This window comes from Xanthomonas citri pv. citri (assembly GCF_000961215.1).
Lineage (GTDB): Bacteria > Pseudomonadota > Gammaproteobacteria > Xanthomonadales > Xanthomonadaceae > Xanthomonas > Xanthomonas cissicola.
In genome coordinates this window covers 3,023,021-3,039,990 of record NZ_CP008998.1, presented here as the reverse complement: position 1 = coordinate 3,039,990, position 16,970 = coordinate 3,023,021, and the positions used below count along the sequence as shown (strand labels likewise).

At 61.8% G+C, this 16,970-nt stretch carries 14 protein-coding genes and 1 tRNA gene; all 15 read left to right on the top strand.

The genetic code is table 11. The features are described 5' to 3' along the window. Nucleotides 1-75: 75 nt before the first annotated feature. The 15 genes from pheT (at nt 76) to AMD14_RS13555 (ending at nt 16,967) form a co-directional block, all read left to right on the top strand. A complete protein-coding gene (gene pheT, locus AMD14_RS13625; RefSeq protein WP_011051692.1) occupies nt 76-2,454 on the top strand; it encodes a phenylalanine--tRNA ligase subunit beta in 2,379 nt (792 codons plus the stop codon). 21 nt (nt 2,455-2,475) lie between these two features. After that, nucleotides 2,476-2,775 carry an integration host factor subunit alpha gene (locus AMD14_RS13620; RefSeq protein ID WP_002811076.1) on the top strand — a complete coding sequence of 100 codons (300 nt, stop codon included), beginning with the start codon at nt 2,476-2,478 and terminating at the stop codon, nt 2,773-2,775. Next, nucleotides 2,756-3,112, top strand: coding sequence for a MerR family transcriptional regulator (locus AMD14_RS13615; RefSeq protein ID WP_005914014.1), 357 nt, complete (start codon nt 2,756-2,758; stop codon nt 3,110-3,112). The genes AMD14_RS13620 and AMD14_RS13615 overlap by 20 nt, the downstream gene beginning before the upstream one ends. A 60-nt stretch (nt 3,113-3,172) precedes the next feature. Further along, nucleotides 3,173-3,249: transfer RNA gene (locus tag AMD14_RS13610), tRNA-Pro, on the top strand. A gap of 470 nt (nt 3,250-3,719) precedes the next feature. Continuing rightward, nucleotides 3,720-4,418 carry a polysaccharide biosynthesis/export family protein gene (locus tag AMD14_RS13605; protein WP_003484841.1) on the top strand — a complete coding sequence of 233 codons (699 nt, stop codon included), beginning with the start codon at nt 3,720-3,722 and terminating at the stop codon, nt 4,416-4,418. Next, entirely contained in the window at nt 4,400-5,839 is a 1,440-nt protein-coding gene (locus AMD14_RS13600; protein ID WP_016848777.1) for a GumC family protein, read from the top strand. Before AMD14_RS13605 ends, AMD14_RS13600 begins: the two co-directional genes overlap by 19 nt. 243 nt (nt 5,840-6,082) lie before the next feature. After that, nucleotides 6,083-7,537 carry an undecaprenyl-phosphate glucose phosphotransferase gene (locus AMD14_RS13595; RefSeq protein ID WP_011051689.1) on the top strand — a complete coding sequence of 485 codons (1,455 nt, stop codon included), beginning with the start codon at nt 6,083-6,085 and terminating at the stop codon, nt 7,535-7,537. A gap of 94 nt (nt 7,538-7,631) precedes the next feature. Next, on the top strand, nt 7,632-8,921 hold the full coding sequence (locus AMD14_RS13590) for a hypothetical protein (RefSeq protein WP_016848778.1): 1,290 nt from the start codon (nt 7,632-7,634) through the stop codon (nt 8,919-8,921). Next, entirely contained in the window at nt 8,918-10,009 is a 1,092-nt protein-coding gene (locus tag AMD14_RS13585) for an acyltransferase family protein (RefSeq protein ID WP_005930218.1), read from the top strand. The genes AMD14_RS13590 and AMD14_RS13585 overlap by 4 nt, the downstream gene beginning before the upstream one ends. 43 nt (nt 10,010-10,052) lie before the next feature. Beyond that, on the top strand, nt 10,053-11,111 hold the full coding sequence (locus tag AMD14_RS13580) for an acyltransferase family protein (RefSeq protein WP_015463357.1): 1,059 nt from the start codon (nt 10,053-10,055) through the stop codon (nt 11,109-11,111). A gap of 67 nt (nt 11,112-11,178) precedes the next feature. Further along, entirely contained in the window at nt 11,179-12,321 is a 1,143-nt protein-coding gene (gene gumH, locus AMD14_RS13575) for a GDP-mannose:cellobiosyl-diphosphopolyprenol alpha-mannosyltransferase (RefSeq protein ID WP_005920309.1), read from the top strand. Continuing rightward, a complete protein-coding gene (locus AMD14_RS13570) occupies nt 12,318-13,367 on the top strand; it encodes a glycosyltransferase (RefSeq protein ID WP_011051686.1) in 1,050 nt (349 codons plus the stop codon). The genes gumH and AMD14_RS13570 overlap by 4 nt, the downstream gene beginning before the upstream one ends. A gap of 17 nt (nt 13,368-13,384) precedes the next feature. Further along, nucleotides 13,385-14,875 carry a lipopolysaccharide biosynthesis protein gene (locus tag AMD14_RS13565; protein ID WP_015472160.1) on the top strand — a complete coding sequence of 497 codons (1,491 nt, stop codon included), beginning with the start codon at nt 13,385-13,387 and terminating at the stop codon, nt 14,873-14,875. Nucleotides 14,876-14,938: 63 nt separating this feature from the next. Continuing rightward, nucleotides 14,939-16,135: a GumK N-terminal domain-containing glycosyltransferase gene (locus AMD14_RS13560; protein WP_011051684.1), complete on the top strand. Its 1,197-nt coding sequence runs from the start codon at nt 14,939-14,941 to the stop codon at nt 16,133-16,135. A gap of 37 nt (nt 16,136-16,172) precedes the next feature. Next, nucleotides 16,173-16,967, top strand: coding sequence for a polysaccharide pyruvyl transferase family protein (locus AMD14_RS13555; protein ID WP_011051683.1), 795 nt, complete (start codon nt 16,173-16,175; stop codon nt 16,965-16,967). The last annotated feature ends 3 nt before the right edge of the window (nt 16,968-16,970 follow it).

Here is a 16,970-nt window from a genome sequence, read left to right as displayed (position 1 = left end):
ATCGGTTCGCTCCCCAAGGCCTGACAACCCCGCTTTTGCGATTCCCCATTCCCCATTCCCGATTCTCGGCCTCTCATGAAATTCTCTGAAAATTGGCTGCGCAGCCACGTTCCGATCCAGGCCACGCGCGATGAACTGTCCGCGACGCTGACGGCGATCGGTCTGGAAGTCGAAGAGGTCACGCCGCTGGGCGAGTCGCTTGGTCAGGTGGTGGTGGCGCGTATCGTCGAGGCGGTGCGTCATCCCGAAGCAGATCGTCTGCAGGTCTGCAGCGTCGATGCCGGGCAGGGCGAGCTGATGCAGATCGTGTGCGGCGCGCCGAATGCGCGTGCGGGTCTGGTGGCGCCGTTGGCGCTGGTCGGCGCGAAGATCGGCGAGCTGACCATCACTGCGGCCAAGCTGCGTGGTGTGGCGTCCAACGGCATGTTGTGTTCGGCCAAGGAACTGGGTCTGGACAGCGATGCGTCGGGCCTGTTCGAGTTGCCGGACGATGCGCCGGTTGGGCAGGCGCTGGCCGAGTATCTGGGCCTGCCCGATGCCAGCATCGAGATCAAGCTCACCCCTAATCGCGCCGATTGTTTCAGCGTACGCGGCATCGCCTTCGACGTGGCCGCCGCGTGCGCCAGCGAAGTGGTGGCGTTCGACGCCGTTGCCGTGGCGCCGGTGTCCACGCGCTCGCTGGCGGTGGAACTGGACGCCGGTAAGGATGCGCCGCGCTATTGCGGTCGTGTGATCGAAGGGATCGACCCGGCCGCCAAGACGCCGGTGTGGCTGGCCGAGCGGCTGCGCCGCAGCGGCGTGCGTCCGGTGTCGTTGCTGGTGGACATCACCCAGTACGTGATGCTGGAGCTGGGCCAGCCGATGCACGCATTCGACCTGGAGACCTTGCACGGCCCGATCGGTGTGCGCCGTTCCCGCGCTGGCGAGCAGCTGGCGCTGCTGGACGGGCGCCAGGTCACGCTGGACGACAGTTTTCTGACCATTACCGATGCCGGGCGTGCGGTTGCTTTGGCCGGCTTGATGGGCGGGCTGGACACGCGCGTCACCGAAACCACGCGCAATGTCTTCCTGGAGTCGGCGTACTTCGACCCTGCGGCCATCATGGGGCGCGGCCGCAAACTCGGCCTGCATACCGATGCCGGGCATCGCTTCGAGCGTGGCGTGGATCCGGCATTGCCGCCGCAGGCAATTGAAGTGGCCACGCGCCTGGTGCTGGAACTGGCCGGTGGTACGCCTGGCCCGGTGGTGCATGCGCAGCTGCCGGAGCATCTGCCGCAGCCGGTCCATATCCGCTTGCGCCGCGCGCGCATTGCACGCGTGCTCGGTATCCAGATCGACGATGCCGACGTCGTGCGCATGCTGCGTGCGCTCGGCATGCACGTCGAGGCGGTTGCCGAAGGCTGGGAAGTGATGGCGCCGAGCCGTCGCTTCGACATCGCCATCGAAGAAGATCTCATCGAAGAGCTGGCGCGTATCCACGGTTACGACCGGGTGCCGACCACGCTGCCTGGTGGCGCCAGTCGCATCGCGATGCCAAGCGAAACCCAGCTGGACGAGCTCAGCGTGCGGCGCCAACTGGTGGCGCGCGAGCTGCAGGAAACCATCAATTACGCTTTCGTCGATGCCGCCTTGCTGGAGCGTTGGCAGCTCACAGAAGGGCTGGTGCCGCTGGCAAATCCGCTCAGTGCGGAGTTGGCGATCATGCGTCCGCGCCTGTTGCCGGGACTGGTCGCCACCTTGGGCCGCAATGCTGCACGTCAGGCTGGGCGGGTGCGCTTGTTCGAATTGGGCAAGGTGTTCGCGGCTGCGGCCGATACCGGTGCAGCACCTGGGGAATCGCAGCACGTTGCCGCGGCGGTGTGCGGCGATGCGCTGGCGCTGCAGTGGGGCGAACCAGCGCGCAAGGTGGATTTCCACGATTTGAAGGGCGACCTGATGGCACTGGCTGCGGCCAGTGGCGCGCAGCTGGAGTTCCAGCCGTCGACGCAGCCATTCGGGCACCCGGGCCGGTCGGCCGATATCTATCGCGAGGGCGTCTGTATCGGCTGGATCGGGCAGGTGCATCCGCGTCTGGCCAAGGCGCTGGACATCGACGTGGACGTGATCGCGTTCGAGTTGCAGCTAATGCCCTTGGTCCAGCGGACCTTGCCGCGCGCCGGCGAGCTGTCGCGTTTCCCCTCGGTGCGCCGCGATCTGGCCTTCCTGGTGCCCGACGAGGTGAGCTGGGCGGCAGTGTCGGCCAGCGTACGCACCACGGTCGGGCCATTGTTGCGTGAGGTGCAATTGTTCGACCGCTATGTCGGGCAAGGGGTCGAGCCAGGTTTCAAGAGTCTTGCTATGGGCTTGATTTTGCAGGATAACTCGCGCACTCTCACCGACCGGGACGTCGATGCGGTCGTCGCCGATGTGGTGGCCGTGATCGAGCGCGAGCATCGCGCCCGGATCCGGAGTTGAGGCGGTAACCAGGGGGTTGGCATGGCATTGACGAAAGCGGAGATGGCCGAACGTCTGTTCGACGAGGTCGGTCTGAACAAGCGTGAGGCAAAGGAATTCGTCGACGCGTTCTTCGATGTGCTGCGCGATGCGCTGGAGCAGGGCCGTCAGGTGAAGCTGTCGGGTTTCGGCAACTTCGATCTGCGGCGAAAGAACCAACGGCCCGGTCGCAATCCCAAGACTGGCGAAGAAATTCCGATCTCGGCACGGACGGTCGTGACGTTCCGCCCTGGCCAAAAACTCAAGGAACGGGTGGAGGCTTATGCTGGATCCGGGCAGTAATCGCGAGCTACCGCCGATCCCGGCCAAGCGCTATTTCACCATTGGTGAGGTGAGCGAGCTATGCGACGTCAAGCCGCATGTGCTGCGCTATTGGGAAACCGAGTTTCCCAGCCTGGAGCCGGTCAAGCGGCGCGGGAACCGGCGCTACTACCAGCGCCATGACGTGCTGATGGTGCGTCAGATCCGCGGGCTGCTGTACGAGCAGGGCTATACCATCGGTGGTGCGCGCTTGCGTCTGGAAGGCGAAGGCGCCAAGAGCGAGTCGGCGCTGAGCAATCAGATCATCAAGCAGGTGCGGATGGAGCTGGAAGAAGTCCTGCAACTGCTGCGCCGCTAGGAAAACGTTTCACAAAGCCGCTATAATCGCAGGCCGCCTCGCGGCGGAACGCGGCATCTTCGGGGTATAGCGCAGCCTGGTAGCGCACTAGTCTGGGGGACTAGTGGTCGTCGGTTCGAATCCGGCTACCCCGACCAAACATCAAGCCCATGACGTCCTGTCATGGGCTTTTTTGTTGCGCCGCAACATTGCATTTTTGTGGCTGCGACCTCTTGGGCGGATATGCATATCGGCATATCGCGATGCAGCATGAACGGCGCACTAGCGTCCACTTTCTGCAGTCCGGTTCGCTATGGACTTGGATCACGCAATGGTGCTAAGTGTCCGAAAACACTCCGAAACATTTTCTCCAGATTCAAACGTGGATCACGGTTCGTTAACGCGATATCGACGAACTTGAATAAATAGGCCAACGCTGTCAAAAAAATGGCGTGCGGTCTCTTGCGGTGCGATTTTTCTGTGCGATAGTGCAGTGCAACACGCGTTACCTGTCGTGATCCCGATGTCCTGGGATGAATCCTCTGTCGTACGTTCGTGCTGGCGCGTTTGGCCGGTTGAATGCTGCGCGAGCTCCTGTCCCACCCAACCGAGGCAGCCAGCCACACGCATGAAGAAACTGATCGGACGATTTTGCCAAGCGCTCAGCCTGGCGTTGATCTGCTCGATGACACTGGGCGCTTGCAGCACCGGTAAGGACATGGCGACCTCGTTGCCGCTGCCTGACCCGCTCGCAATGTCGGCAGTGCAGCCCGAGTATCGGCTTTCGCCAGGCGACCTGTTGCTGGTCAAGGTCTTCCAGATCGACGATCTGGAGCGGCAGGTCCGTATCGATCAGAACGGCCATATTTCGTTGCCGCTCATCGGCGATGTGAATGCGGCCGGCATGGGCGTCGGTGAGTTGGAAAAGATGGTGGCCGACCGGTATCGCAACGGTTATCTGCAAAATCCGCAGGTGTCGGTGTTCGTGCAGGAATCCAACGGCCGTCGCGTCACCGTGACCGGGGCGGTCGACGAGCCGGGCATCTATCCGGTGATCGGCGCCAATCTGACCTTGCAGCAAGCCATTGCGCAGGCCAAGGGTGTGAGTACGGTCGCCAGCCGCGGCAATGTCATCGTGTTTCGCATGGTCAACGGGCAAAAGATGCTCGCGCGGTTCGACCTGACCGAAATCGAGAAGGGCACCAATCCGGATCCTGAGATCTATGGCGGCGACATCGTCGTGGTGTACCGCTCGGATGCGCGCGTGTGGTTGCGCACCATGCTGGAACTGACTCCTCTTGTGATGGTGTGGCGCGCTTACCGATGAGCATGAATTCCGACAATCGTTCCTCTTCGTCGCAGCGTCATGGGCATCTCGAACTTGCCGATGTGGGGTTGCTCGATTACTGGCGCGCCCTGGTATCGCAGCGTTGGTTGATTATCGCGATCGCACTGGCGGCATTGTTGCTGGCGCTGGCCATCACGTTGCTCATGCCGGAGAAGTACCGCGCGACCAGCACGCTGCAGATCGAACGCGATTCGCTGAACGTGGTGAATGTCGACAACCTGATGCCGGTAGAGTCGCCGCAGGATCGCGACTTCTACCAGACCCAGTATCAGTTGCTGCAGAGCCGTTCGTTGGCACGTGCCGTGATCCGCGAAGCCAAGCTCGACAAGGAGCCGGCGTTCAAGGACCAGGTGGACGAGGCGCTGGAGAAGGCCGCGGCGAAGAATCCCGAAGCGGGGAAATCGGTCGATTCGCGTCAGGCGATCGTCGAGCGCAGCCTCACCGACACGTTGCTGGCCGGTCTGGTGGTCGAGCCTATCCTCAATTCGCGCCTGGTCTACGTCAATTACGATTCCCCGGACCCGGTGCTGTCGGCCAAGATCGCCAACACGTACTCAAAGATGTTCATCATCAGTACGCAGGAACGCCGCATGAAGGCGTCCTCGTTCGCGACCAAGTTCCTTGCCGAGCGACTGGAGCAGTTGCGCAGCAAGGTCGAAGACTCGGAAAAGTCGCTGGTTGCATACTCGACCGACGAGCAGATTGTGTCGGTGGGCGACGACAAACCTTCGTTGCCGGCTCAGAACCTGACCGATCTCAACGCCTTGCTCGCTTCTGCGCAGGATGCCCGCATCAAGGCCGAGGCCGCCTGGCGCCAGGCAGCCAGTGGCGATGGCATGTCGTTGCCGCAGGTGCTCAGCAGTCCGTTGATCCAGAGCCTGCGTAGCGAGCAGGTGCGTCTCACCGCCGAATACCAACAGAAGCTATCGACCTTCAAGCCGGACTACCCGGAAATGCAGCGTCTGAAGGCGCAAATCGAAGAGTCGCGTCGGCAGATCAACGGCGAGGTCGTCAATGTGCGCCAGTCGCTGAAGGCGACCTACGATGCGTCGGTGCATCAAGAGCAGTTGCTCAACGAGCGCATCGCCGGTTTGCGGAACAACGAGCTGGATCTGCAGGGCCGCAGCATTCGTTACAACATGCTCAAGCGCGACGTCGACACCAACCGCCAGCTCTACGATGCGCTTCTTCAGCGCTACAAGGAAATCGGCGTGGCAGGCAATGTTGGCGCCAACAACGTGACCATCGTCGATACCGCAGATGTGCCTACGTCGAAGACTTCGCCGAAACTGAAATTGAACCTCGCCTTGGGCCTGATCTTTGGCGTATTCCTAGGTTTGGCTGTGGCGCTCGTGCGGTACTTCTTGCGCGTCAATGGCCAGGAAACGCGGCTGAACTGACATCGTGATGTTGCAAAACGTTGGTTAATTAAAGTGACAACTGATTCAGCGTGGAAAAGGTGGGATCCCGTATGTTTCGGGCTCCTTCGTTTGAAAGTTTGTCTCTGTTGAAACAAAGGGCTGTCGAGTGATCTGGGGTCGGTAGGTTTACCGCGGTGATCGCTTGGCGGAGATGATTGAAAGCTCGCGTGCGATTCGTAATGTTCCCCCGCATGCGTCGTATCGAGTTTGGAGGACATCCCCATGCTTTTGGCAGACTTGAGTAGCGCGACCTACACAACTTCCTCGCCGCGATTGTTGTCCAAATATTCGGCTGCGGCCGATCTGGTTCTGCGCGTGTTCGACCTGACCATGGTGGTGGTGTCCGGTCTGGTCGCTTACCGCATCGTGTTTGGTTCCTGGGTGCCGGCGGCGCCGTATCGGCTGGCGATCGCCACCACGCTGCTGTATTCGGTGATCTGCTTTGCGCTGTTCCCGCTGTACCGCAGCTGGCGCGGCCGTGGCTTGTTGAGCGAACTGATGGTGCTGGGCGGTGCGTTCGGCGGCGTGTTCGCGCTGTTTGCCGTGCATGCGCTGATCGTGCAGGTGGGCGAGCAGGTGTCGCGCGATTGGATCGGCCTGTGGTTCGTCGGTGGCCTGGCCTCGCTGGTGGCGGCACGCACGGTGCTGCGTGGCTTTCTGAACCATCTGCGTACCCAAGGCGTGGACGTGCAACGTGTGGTGGTGGTGGGGCTGCGCCACCCGGTGATGAAAATCAACCACTACCTGAGCCGTAACTCGTGGGTCGGCATGAACCTGGTCGGTTATTTCCGTACCCCATACGACATTGCCGTGACCGAACAGCGTCAGTCGCTGCCGTGCCTGGGCGAGCCGGACGCGCTGATCGACTATCTGAAGGAAAACCAGGTCGAACAGGTCTGGATCTCGCTGCCGCTGGGCGAACGCGACCACATCAAGCAGCTGTTGCAGCGCCTGGACCGTTACCCGATCAACGTCAAGCTGGTACCTGACCTGTTCGATTTCGGTCTGCTGAATCAGTCTGGCGAACAGATCGGCAATGTGCCGGTGATCAATCTGCGTCAGGGTGGTGTGGACCGCGACAATTACTTCGTGGTGGCCAAGGCGCTGCAGGACAAGATCCTGGCCGTCATCGCGCTGCTTGGCCTGTGGCCGCTGATGGCCGCCATTGCAGTGGGCGTCAAGTTGAGCTCGCCGGGTCCGGTGTTCTTCCGCCAGCGCCGTCATGGGCTGGGTGGCCGTGAGTTCTACATGTTCAAGTTCCGCTCGATGCGTGTGCACGACGACCATGGCACGACGATTCAGCAGGCGACCAAGAACGACGCACGTATCACGCGTTTCGGTGCGTTCTTGCGCCGCAGCAGCCTGGACGAATTGCCGCAGATCTTCAACGTGCTGGGCGGCAGCATGTCGATCGTCGGGCCGCGTCCGCATGCTGCTCAGCACAACACGCACTACGAAAAGCTGATCAACCATTACATGCAGCGTCACTACGTCAAGCCGGGCATCACCGGTTGGGCGCAGGTGAATGGTTTCCGTGGCGAGACCCCGGAACTGCGGACGATGAAGAAGCGTATCCAGTACGACCTGGACTACATCCGCCGTTGGTCGTTGTGGCTGGATATCCGCATCATCGTGCTGACCGCTGTACGCGTGCTCGGACAGAAGACCGCGTACTGATGATGGTGGGGAGCGTGCGAGCTGGCGCGTCCGGCGCCGCGGGCGGCTGCATTGCAGCCGCTCCTTTCAAGCGGGCATCTGCATGCTGATTCGAATGAGCGAGGAAACTCGCGTGCGCTGGCATAACCTGCTGATCGAGCTGACGTTGCTGGTCGGCGTGGGTTACAACCTGGTGCTGGCGTTCATCAACGCGAACGTGTTCACCGTGCGGCCGGTGATCACCTACGCGGTCGAGTTCATGGTCTACGCGGCGTGCTTCCTGCTTGGCATGGGTTCGTTGAGCCGCAAGCGCATTGCCCTGATCGTCAGTGGACTCGGGTTGATCGTCACGCTGATGTTCGTGCGGTTTTTGGTGAACTGGCAGATCGACCCCAAGTTCTTCCGCGACGCCCTGGTGGTATTCGCCTTCGTCGTGCTTGGCTCTGCCTACACCGGCTCGGTGCCCAAGCTGTTCATCCGCATGACCATCATCGTCTCATTGGTTGCCGCGTTCGAGCTGGCGATGCCAGTCAAATACGGCGATCTGATCAATCCAAAGAGCTTCTTTGTCAATGCGCGCGGCATGAGCGCCGAAGGCTTTTGGAACGAAGACAGTAATCTGTTCGTCAGCGCCACCCGACCGGGCGAGCGTAACTTCCTGCCGGGCTCCAATCTGCCGCGTGCCTCCTCGATGTTCATCGAACCGGTGACGATGGGCAATTACATCTGCTTTTTCACCGCGATCGTGCTGGTGTTCTGGCGTTGGATGCGACCGGCGGCGCTGATCCTGTCGGTGGGGTTGATCGGCTTCATGATTGTCGCCTCAGACGGGCGATTGGCGGCGGGCACCTGTGTGTTGATGGTGCTGCTGACGCCGCTATTGAAACGGCTGGATCAGCGGCTGGCCTTCCTGGTGTTTCTGCTGGTGATCATGAGCGCATGGCTGCTTGTCTGGGTCACTGGCATCACCGCGTACCAGGACACCACGATGGGGCGCGTGTTCTTCACCGTTTATTCGATGAATAACCTGTCGTTCGAATCGTGGATGGGGCTGGATTTTGCACAGGCGTATCGTTACTTCGACAGCGGCATTTCGTACTTCATCGCATCGCAATCGATCGTAGGCGTGCTGGCCTTCCTGCTGGCCTATTCGTTCCTGCTGCTGATGCCGAGCAAGGAAGGGCAGCTGTTCAAGAACCTGGCGATCTTTGCGTTCGCATTGAGCCTGCTTGTCTCCAACGGCTACTTTTCGATCAAGACCTCGGCGTTGTGGTGGTTCGTCTGTGGTTGCATGTGGCACATGCTGCCGACCTGGTCTGCGTCCGGCACGCAGGCTGTCTTGATCAAGGACGATCCAACGGCAGATGGCGCGCAGTTGCCATTGCCTGCGGGAGCGGCACGATGAGCGTGTCGGCAATGCCGGCATCGCCGTCGGCTTTGCCCGCCGCCAACGCACGGGTTGCAACCAGCGGTCGCGTCCGCGACCCGCGCATCGATGCCACCAAGGCCATTGCGATCTTGCTGGTGGTGTTCTGTCATGCAAAGGGCGTCCCACATGGCATGACCTTGTTCGCCTACAGTTTCCACGTGCCGCTGTTTTTCTTGGTATCCGGTTGGCTGGCTGCCGGTTATGCGTCGCGCAATACCGGCTTGACGCAGACGATCAGCAAGCAGGCACGTAGCCTGCTGCTGCCATACGTCACCTTTTATCTGTTGGGCTATGCCTACTGGTTGCTGACCCGCAATATCGGCGAAAAGGCTGCGCGCTGGGGAAGTCACCCGTGGTGGGAGCCCATCGTGGCGATGTTCACCGGTATCGGCCCGGACCTGTACGTGCAACCTCCGCTGTGGTTTCTGCCGGTCATGTTGGCGACCGTGGTGAGTTACCTGGTCTTGCGCCGCCTGATGTCGCCGATCCTGATCGCAGGGCTGGCATTGATCGTGGCATGGTTCTGGATGAACTGGTTCCCGGCCCAGTACGTGCGGATTTTTTTCGGTTTGGACGTGCTACCGGTGTCGCTGTGCTTTTACGCATTGGGCGCCTTGCTGATCTACCTTTCGCCACGCCTGCCGACATCCTTGGCCGGCAGCGCCCTGGCAACGGTCGTGTTGGCATTGGCGGTGGCCTGGCTGGCCGTCGCCAATGGGCGAATCGACGTCAACATGCTCGAATTCGGACACGATCACGCGCTGTTCCTGGTTAGCGCGTTGCTTGGTTCGTTGATGGTGATCTGCGCGGCGCGGCTGGTACAGAGCTGGGCGTGGCTGCAGTGGATCGGCCGCAACACCTTGCTGATTCTCTGTACGCATATGTTGGTGTTCTTCGTGCTGTCCGGTGTTGCGGCCTTGGCTGGTGGATTCGGCGGCGCGCGTCCGGGGCTTGGTTGGGCGGTCTTCGTCACGCTGTTCGCATTGGCCGCCAGCGTGCCGCTGCGTTGGATCCTGATGCGCTTCGCCCCGTGGGCGCTGGGTGCGCGCCCGGTGGCGGCATGAGCGGCGTTTTGGCATGACAAGCGGATTCTCTTCACTACACGACATGCGTGCGCATCACCTCACGGACGCCAACACGGCGCCTGCGCTGACGCGCGATTGGCAGATCGACGCCGCCAAAGCGCTGGCCATCGCGCTGGTGGTGTTGGGCCATGCCAGCGGCATGCCGCCAGCGTACAAGATGTTCGCTTACAGCTTCCATGTGCCGCTGTTTTTCGTGTTGTCGGGCTGGGTTGGCGAGCGTTTTGGACATCGGGCATTGACGGCGGCATCCGTCGCAAAGCTGGCGCGCACGTTGCTGGTGCCGTATCTCGCTTTTTTCATGGTCGCCTATGCGCTGTGGCTGTTGACTGCTGCGATCGATGGGCATGCGGGGCATCCGCAGACGCGCCCGTGGTGGCACCCGCTCACGGGACTGCTGTGGGCCAATGGGTCACGCCTGTATGTGCTTCCCGCGCTGTGGTTTTTGCCCGCGCTATTTGTCACGACGCTGGCTTACATTGCGTTGCGTGCGCGATTGAGTGCGGCCGCGGTGGCGACGATCAGTCTGCCACTAGCGCTGGCATGGGCGGGGTGGTTTCCTTCGCTGCAGCAGCGTTTGCCGCTCGCGCTGGATGTGCTGCCGGTCGCGCTGTTCTTCATTGCCTTTGGCGGTTGGCTATCGCGGTTCGCCGATGCGCTACGATCGCTGCGCGCGCAGGTGTGGGCGCTTGCCTTGTTGCCGCTAGCCGCACTGTGGTGGTGGCTGGCCGGGTGGAACGGGCAGGTGGACGTGAACAACCTGCAGTTCGGGCAGTCGGCTGCCATCTTCCTGCTGGTCAGTCTGCTCGGAACGGCGATGACGTTTTGCGTCGCCTATTTCATTCGGCGTCTGCGCTGGGTGCAATGGATCGGTACCAACACCTTGCTGATTCTGTGCACGCATACCCTGGTTTTCTTGGTGACCACCAGCGTGGTGGCGCGTACGGGCCTGATCGCACGCAGCGCAATCGGCACACCTGCCTGGGCGTTGGGGCTGAGCGCGTTCGCGATTGCGGCAAGCGTGCCGATGCGCGCGGTGCTGGTGCCGATCGCGCCGTGGATGTTGGGGTTGAAACGCAAATGACGAGTTTTCAGAATCATCAGCCGTCGCAGCAACTGAGTGCGCGCCGCTGGCAAAGGAGAGTGGCGTAATGAAAGTGGTGCATGTCGTCCGCCAATTCCATCCTTCGATCGGGGGCATGGAAGAGGTCGTTCTCAATGTTGCCCGCCAACATCAAGCCACTAGCGCCGATACGGTCGAGGTCGTGACGCTCGATCGTGTGTTCACCGATCCGGGTGCGCAACTTGCGGCGCAGGACACGCATCAAGGGCTGTCGATCCGGCGGATTGGCTATCGCGGCTCGTCGCGCTACCCGCTGGCGCCCTCGGTGCTTGGTGCGATTCGTTCGGCCGATGTCGTGCATCTGCATGGCATCGACTTTTTTTACGACTATCTGGCATTGACCAAGCCGTTGCACGGCAAGCCGATGGTGGTGTCCACGCACGGCGGGTTTTTCCATACCGCCTACGCATCGCGCATGAAGCAGCTGTGGTTCCAGACGCTCACGCGCACCTCGGCACTGGCCTATGCACGCGTGATCGCCACCAGCGAAAACGATGGCGATCTGTTCGCCAAGGTGGTGGCACCGGCGCGGCTGCGGGTGATCGAAAACGGTGTGGACGTAGAAAAATATGCAGGGCAGGGGGCGACCACGCCCGGCCGGACCATGCTGTATTTCGGGCGCTGGTCGGTCAACAAGGGGCTGATCGAAACCCTGGAGTTGTTGCAGGCGGCGCTCAAGCGCGACCCGCAATGGCGGTTGATCATTGCCGGCCGCGAATACGATCTGAACGAAGCGGATCTGCGCAAAGCGATCGCCGAGCGCGGGCTGCAGGACAAGGTGCAGCTGAGCATGTCGCCCTCGCAGGAGCAGTTGCGCGCATTGATGCAGCAGGCGCAGTTCTTTGTGTGCCTGTCGCGGCATGAAGGCTTTGGTATCGCGGCGGTGGAGGCGATGAGCGCGGGCCTGATCCCGATCCTCAGCGATATTCCGCCATTCGTGCGGCTTGCCAGCGAATCGGGCCAGGGCGTGATCGTCAACCGCGACAGGATCGAAGCGGCAGCAGATCAGGTGCAGGCGCTTGCCTTGCAGTCCGACAGCGATTTCGACACCCGTCGCTCGGCGTCCATGGCCTATGTGAGCCGCTATGACTGGAAGCACGTGGTCGGGCGCTACGTCGACGAATACCACGACGCGTTGGGCATTCCGCGCGTGCAGGAGGCTGTGCGATGAGCGCGCCAGCTTCTGCGTCAATGACGCATGCGGCAACACAGCCGCAGGTGACGGTGCTGTTTTCCACCGAAAAGCCCAATGCCAATACCAACCCGTACCTGACCCAGCTCTACGACGCGCTGCCTGCCGCAGTGCATCCGCGTTTCTTCTCGATGCGCGATGCATTGCTGTCGCGTTACGACGTGTTGCATCTGCATTGGCCCGAATACCTGCTACGCCATCCGAGCACTGCCGGCACCTTGGCCAAGCAGGTCTGCGCTGCGTTGTTGTTGCTCAAGCTGCAGCTGACCGGCACGCCGGTGGTGCGCACCCTGCACAATCTTGCGCCGCATGAGGACCGCGGCTGGCGCGAACGTAGCCTGCTGCGCTGGATCGACCGGCTGACGCGGCGCTGGATTCGCATCAATGCGACCACGCCGTCACGTCCGCCGTTCACCGATACGATTCTGCACGGCCATTATCGCGACTGGTTCGCGAGCATGGAGCAGGGCAGCACGGTGCCCGGACGGCTGCTGCACTTTGGCCTGATTCGCCCGTACAAAGGCGTCGAAACCTTGCTGGAGGTCATGCGCGGGGTGGACGATGCGCGTCTCAGCCTGCGTATCGTCGGCAGCCCGGCCACGCCGCAGATGCGCACCTTGGTGGAGGACGCCTGCGCGCAGGATCCGCGGATCAGCGCTTTGCTGGCCTATGTGGAAGAGCCGGTGCTGGCGCGCGAAGTCAGCGCGGCCGAACTGGTGGTGTTGCCGTATCGGCAGATGCATAACTCCGGCACGTTGCTGCTGGCGTTGTCGCTGGCGCGTCCGGTGCTGGCGCCGTGGAGCGAATCCAACGCGGCCATCGCCGAGGAAGTCGGCCCCGGTTGGGTGTTCCTGTATGAAGGCGAGTTCGATGCCGCGCTCCTGACGGGCATGCTGGACAAGGTGCGTGCTGCGCCACGCGGCCCGGCGCCGGATCTCTCGCAGCGCGACTGGCCGCGGATCGGGCAGTTGCATTACCGCACCTATCTGGAAGCGTTGGGCAAGGATGGAGATGCCGCGCTGTGACCGCAGAGACACCTACGATGCCATCTTCCACACCGCCGCCACCGCCACAGCGCAGTCTGGGCTCGCGCGCTGCTGGCGGCGCAGCGGTGACCATGCTTGGCCAGTCGGCCAAGATGGTGGTGCAGTTCGGCGGCATCATTCTGTTGGCGCGCTTGTTGACGCCCTACGACTACGGTCTGATGGCAATGGTCACTGCCATCGTCGGCGCCGCCGAGATCCTGCGCGATTTCGGCCTGTCGGCCGCAGCGGTGCAAGCCAAGCAAGTGAGTCGCGAGCAGCGCGATAACCTGTTCTGGATCAATAGCGGCATTGGTCTGGCGCTGTCGCTGGCGGTGTTCGCCTCGGCGCATCTGATTGCGAACTTCTACAAAGAGCCGGCCCTGGTGACGATTTCCCAGGCGCTGGCGGTCACCTTCCTGATCAATGGCATGACCACGCAGTACCGCGCGCATCTGAGCCGCGGGCTGCGCTTCGGGCAGGTGGCGCTAAGCGATGTCGGCTCGCAGGTGCTCGGTCTTGGCGCAGCGGTTGCTGCTGCGCTGCTGGGCTGGGGCTACTGGGCGCTGGTGGTACAGCAGGTGGTGCAGGCCGGTGTCAATTTCATCATCGCCGCGAGTTGCGCGCGTTGGTTGCCGGGTGGCTACCAGCGTTCGGCGCCGATGCGCGATTTCATGAGTTTCGGCTGGAACCTGATGGCTGCGCAGTTGCTCGGATATGCCAGTCGCAACGTGGGCCAGGTGATCATCGGTTGGCGGACCGGACCGGACGCGCTGGGCTTGTACAACCGCGCATTCCAGTTGCTGATGATGCCGTTGAACCAGATCAATGCGCCTGCCACCAGCGTGGCGCTTCCGGTGTTGTCGCAGCTGCAGGACGACCGCGAGCGCTTCAGCGCGTTCCTGCTGCGCGGGCAGACCGTGATGGTGCACCTGATCTTCGCGCTGTTCGCGTTCGCCTGCGCACTGGCGATGCCGCTGATCGTGCTGGTACTGGGCGAGCAGTGGCGTGAGGCGGTGCCGCTGTTCCAGGTGCTGACACTTGGCGGTATCTTCCAGACGGCGGCCTATGCAACGTATTGGGTATTCCTTGCGCGGGGACTGATGCGCGCGCAGCTGGTGTATTCGCTGGTCAGCCGCGTGCTGCTGATTGCCTGCATTTTCGTCGGCTCGCGCTGGGGCGCGATGGGGGTGGCGATCGGCTATTCGTTCGGTCTGTTGTTGACCTGGCCGCTGTCGCTGCTATGGATCGGCAAGATTTCAGACGCGCCGGTCGGAGCTCTCTTCACCAATGCGCTGCGCGCCATGGTCGCCTACGGGGTAGCGGGTGGCTGTGCGTACTATGCCTCCATCACGGTTGGCGGCCCGCTGTGGGAGCAACTGGCTGTCGGCGCTGTGACGATGCTTGCCGTTTGCCTGCTTGCCTTGGCGATCTGGCCTGCATTCCGCCGCGATGTGATTGCCATCGTCAACATTCGCAAGCTGCTGACGCAGGCCAAGGCACGTCGATGAGTCGACATCGTCTTCGCCTGCAGTCGGTCATGCTTTCTCTCACTCATTCATAGGACACGGCCCATGAGCGACACACCCGCCGCCGCTTCCGGCATCCGCCGGCCTTGCTACCTGGTCTTGTCCGCCCACGATTACCGCACGCCCCGGCGCGCCAATATCCACTTCATCACCGATCAACTGGCATTGCGCGGGACCACGCGGTTCTTCTCGCTGCGTTACAGCCGGTTGTCGCGCATGAAGGGGGATATGCGTCTGCCGCTCGACGAGACCGCAAACGCGGTCGTCTCGCACAAGGGCGTCGACTGCTACCTGTGGCGCACGACCGTGCATCCGTTCAATACGCGCCGTCCGTGGCTGCGGTCGGTCGAGGATGCGATGTTCCGCTGGTATGCCGCGCATCCGCCGCGCCAGTTACTCGACTGGATGCGCGAGGCAGATGTGATCGTGTTCGAAAGCGGCATTGCGGTCGCTTTCATCGAACTGGCCAAGCGCGTCAATCCCGCAGCCAAGCTGGTGTACCGCGCGTCAGACGGACTGAGCACGATCAATGTTGCGTCGTATATCGAACGCGAGTTCGACCGCGTGGCACCCAAGCTCGATGTGATTGCACTGGTATCGCCGGCAATGGCAGAAGAAATCGCCAGCCGTGACAATGTCTATCACGTTGGCCATGGTGTAGATCACAACCTGGATCAACTCGGCGACCCGTCGCCGTACGGCGAGGGCATCCACGCAGTGGCCGTCGGTTCGATGCTGTTCGATCCGGAATTCTTCGTGGTTGCCAGCAAGGCTTTCCCGCAGGTGACGTTTCATGTGATCGGCTCGGGCATGGGGCGGCATCCGGGATACGGCGATAACGTGGTGGTCTACGGCGAGATGAAGCACGCCGAGACCATTGGCTACATCAAGCACGCGCGGTTCGGGATTGCGCCGTATGCCTCCGAGCAGGTGCCGGTCTACCTGGCGGACAGTTCGATGAAGTTGTTGCAATACGACTTTTTCGGCTTGCCTGCGGTGTGTCCGAATGCCGTGGTGGGGCCGTATCAGTCGCGTTTCGGCTACACTCCGGGGAACGCCGATTCTGTCGTTGCGGCAATCGGCCGCGCCCTGGAAGCGCCACGCGTGCGTTATCGCCAGTGCCTGAATTGGTCCGACACCACCGATCGCGTGCTGGATCCCAGTGCGTATCCGGAAACCCGGTTGTATCCACAGCAAAGCGCAGCGGTGCATACCTCGTCGGAGGCTGCGCTCTCGCACTGATGCGGCGCACATTTTTTCTTTAGGAGACTCATACGTTATGGCCAACGCCTTGCTGCAGAAATGGATAGAACATGCAGAACGTCGTGCGCTGTTCTGGTGGCAGCCCAAGAACGCTGGCGTGAATATGGGAGATCACCTGTCCAAGGTGATCGTCTCCTGCGTGCTGTCGTTGCAGGACAAAACGCTGATCGAGAAGCGGGATCTGAGCAAGAAGCTGATCGCGATCGGCTCGGTGCTGCACTTCGCCAAAGACGGCGACACCGTCTGGGGTAGTGGTATCAACGGCAAGATTCCTGCCGAGCGCAACACCTTCAGTACGCTCGATGTCCGTGCGGTGCGTGGGCCGAAGACGCGCAAGTTTCTGCTCGATCGCGGCATCGCAGTGCCGGAAGTGTATGGCGATCCCGGGCTGCTGACGCCGATGTTCTTCCCGGCCGATGCGCTCGGCGCGATCAACAAGCGCCCGTTCGCCATCGTTCCGCACTTCAACGAACCGGTCGAAAAGTACAGCGCGTACAAGGACCACCTGGTATTTCCCAATGTCAAGCCCGCAACCTTCATGAGCGCGTTGCTTGGCGCTGAGTTGGTGATCAGTAGCTTGCTGCACGGCCTGATCCTTGCCGAAGCCTATGGAATCCCGGCGGTGTACCTGGACTGGGGCAACGGCGAAGATCGCTTCAAGTACGACGACTACTACAACGGCACCGGGCGTATGCAGTGGCATTCCGGCAACAGCGTGGAAGAGTGTCTGCAGCTGGGCGGCAACGGCGATTTCGATCTGGAAAGGCTGCAGGCTGGACTGTTGGCTGCCTTCCCTTACGACCTTTGGTGATTC

Excerpts from the sequence above, each read along its gene's own strand:
- pheT (WP_011051692.1), top strand. The coding sequence starts at position 76 with ATGAAATTCTCTGAAAATTGGCTGCGCAGCCACGTTCCGATCCAGGCC.
- AMD14_RS13620 (WP_002811076.1), top strand. The coding sequence starts at position 2,476 with ATGGCATTGACGAAAGCGGAGATGGCCGAACGTCTGTTCGACGAGGTC.
- AMD14_RS13615 (WP_005914014.1), top strand. The coding sequence starts at position 2,756 with ATGCTGGATCCGGGCAGTAATCGCGAGCTACCGCCGATCCCGGCCAAG.
- AMD14_RS13605 (WP_003484841.1), top strand. The coding sequence starts at position 3,720 with ATGAAGAAACTGATCGGACGATTTTGCCAAGCGCTCAGCCTGGCGTTG.
- AMD14_RS13595 (WP_011051689.1), top strand. The coding sequence starts at position 6,083 with ATGCTTTTGGCAGACTTGAGTAGCGCGACCTACACAACTTCCTCGCCG.
- AMD14_RS13590 (WP_016848778.1), top strand. The coding sequence starts at position 7,632 with ATGAGCGAGGAAACTCGCGTGCGCTGGCATAACCTGCTGATCGAGCTG.
- AMD14_RS13585 (WP_005930218.1), top strand. The coding sequence starts at position 8,918 with ATGAGCGTGTCGGCAATGCCGGCATCGCCGTCGGCTTTGCCCGCCGCC.
- AMD14_RS13580 (WP_015463357.1), top strand. The coding sequence starts at position 10,053 with ATGCGTGCGCATCACCTCACGGACGCCAACACGGCGCCTGCGCTGACG.
- gumH (WP_005920309.1), top strand. The coding sequence starts at position 11,179 with ATGAAAGTGGTGCATGTCGTCCGCCAATTCCATCCTTCGATCGGGGGC.
- AMD14_RS13570 (WP_011051686.1), top strand. The coding sequence starts at position 12,318 with ATGAGCGCGCCAGCTTCTGCGTCAATGACGCATGCGGCAACACAGCCG.
- AMD14_RS13565 (WP_015472160.1), top strand. The coding sequence starts at position 13,385 with ATGCCATCTTCCACACCGCCGCCACCGCCACAGCGCAGTCTGGGCTCG.
- AMD14_RS13560 (WP_011051684.1), top strand. The coding sequence starts at position 14,939 with ATGAGCGACACACCCGCCGCCGCTTCCGGCATCCGCCGGCCTTGCTAC.
- AMD14_RS13555 (WP_011051683.1), top strand. The coding sequence starts at position 16,173 with ATGGCCAACGCCTTGCTGCAGAAATGGATAGAACATGCAGAACGTCGT.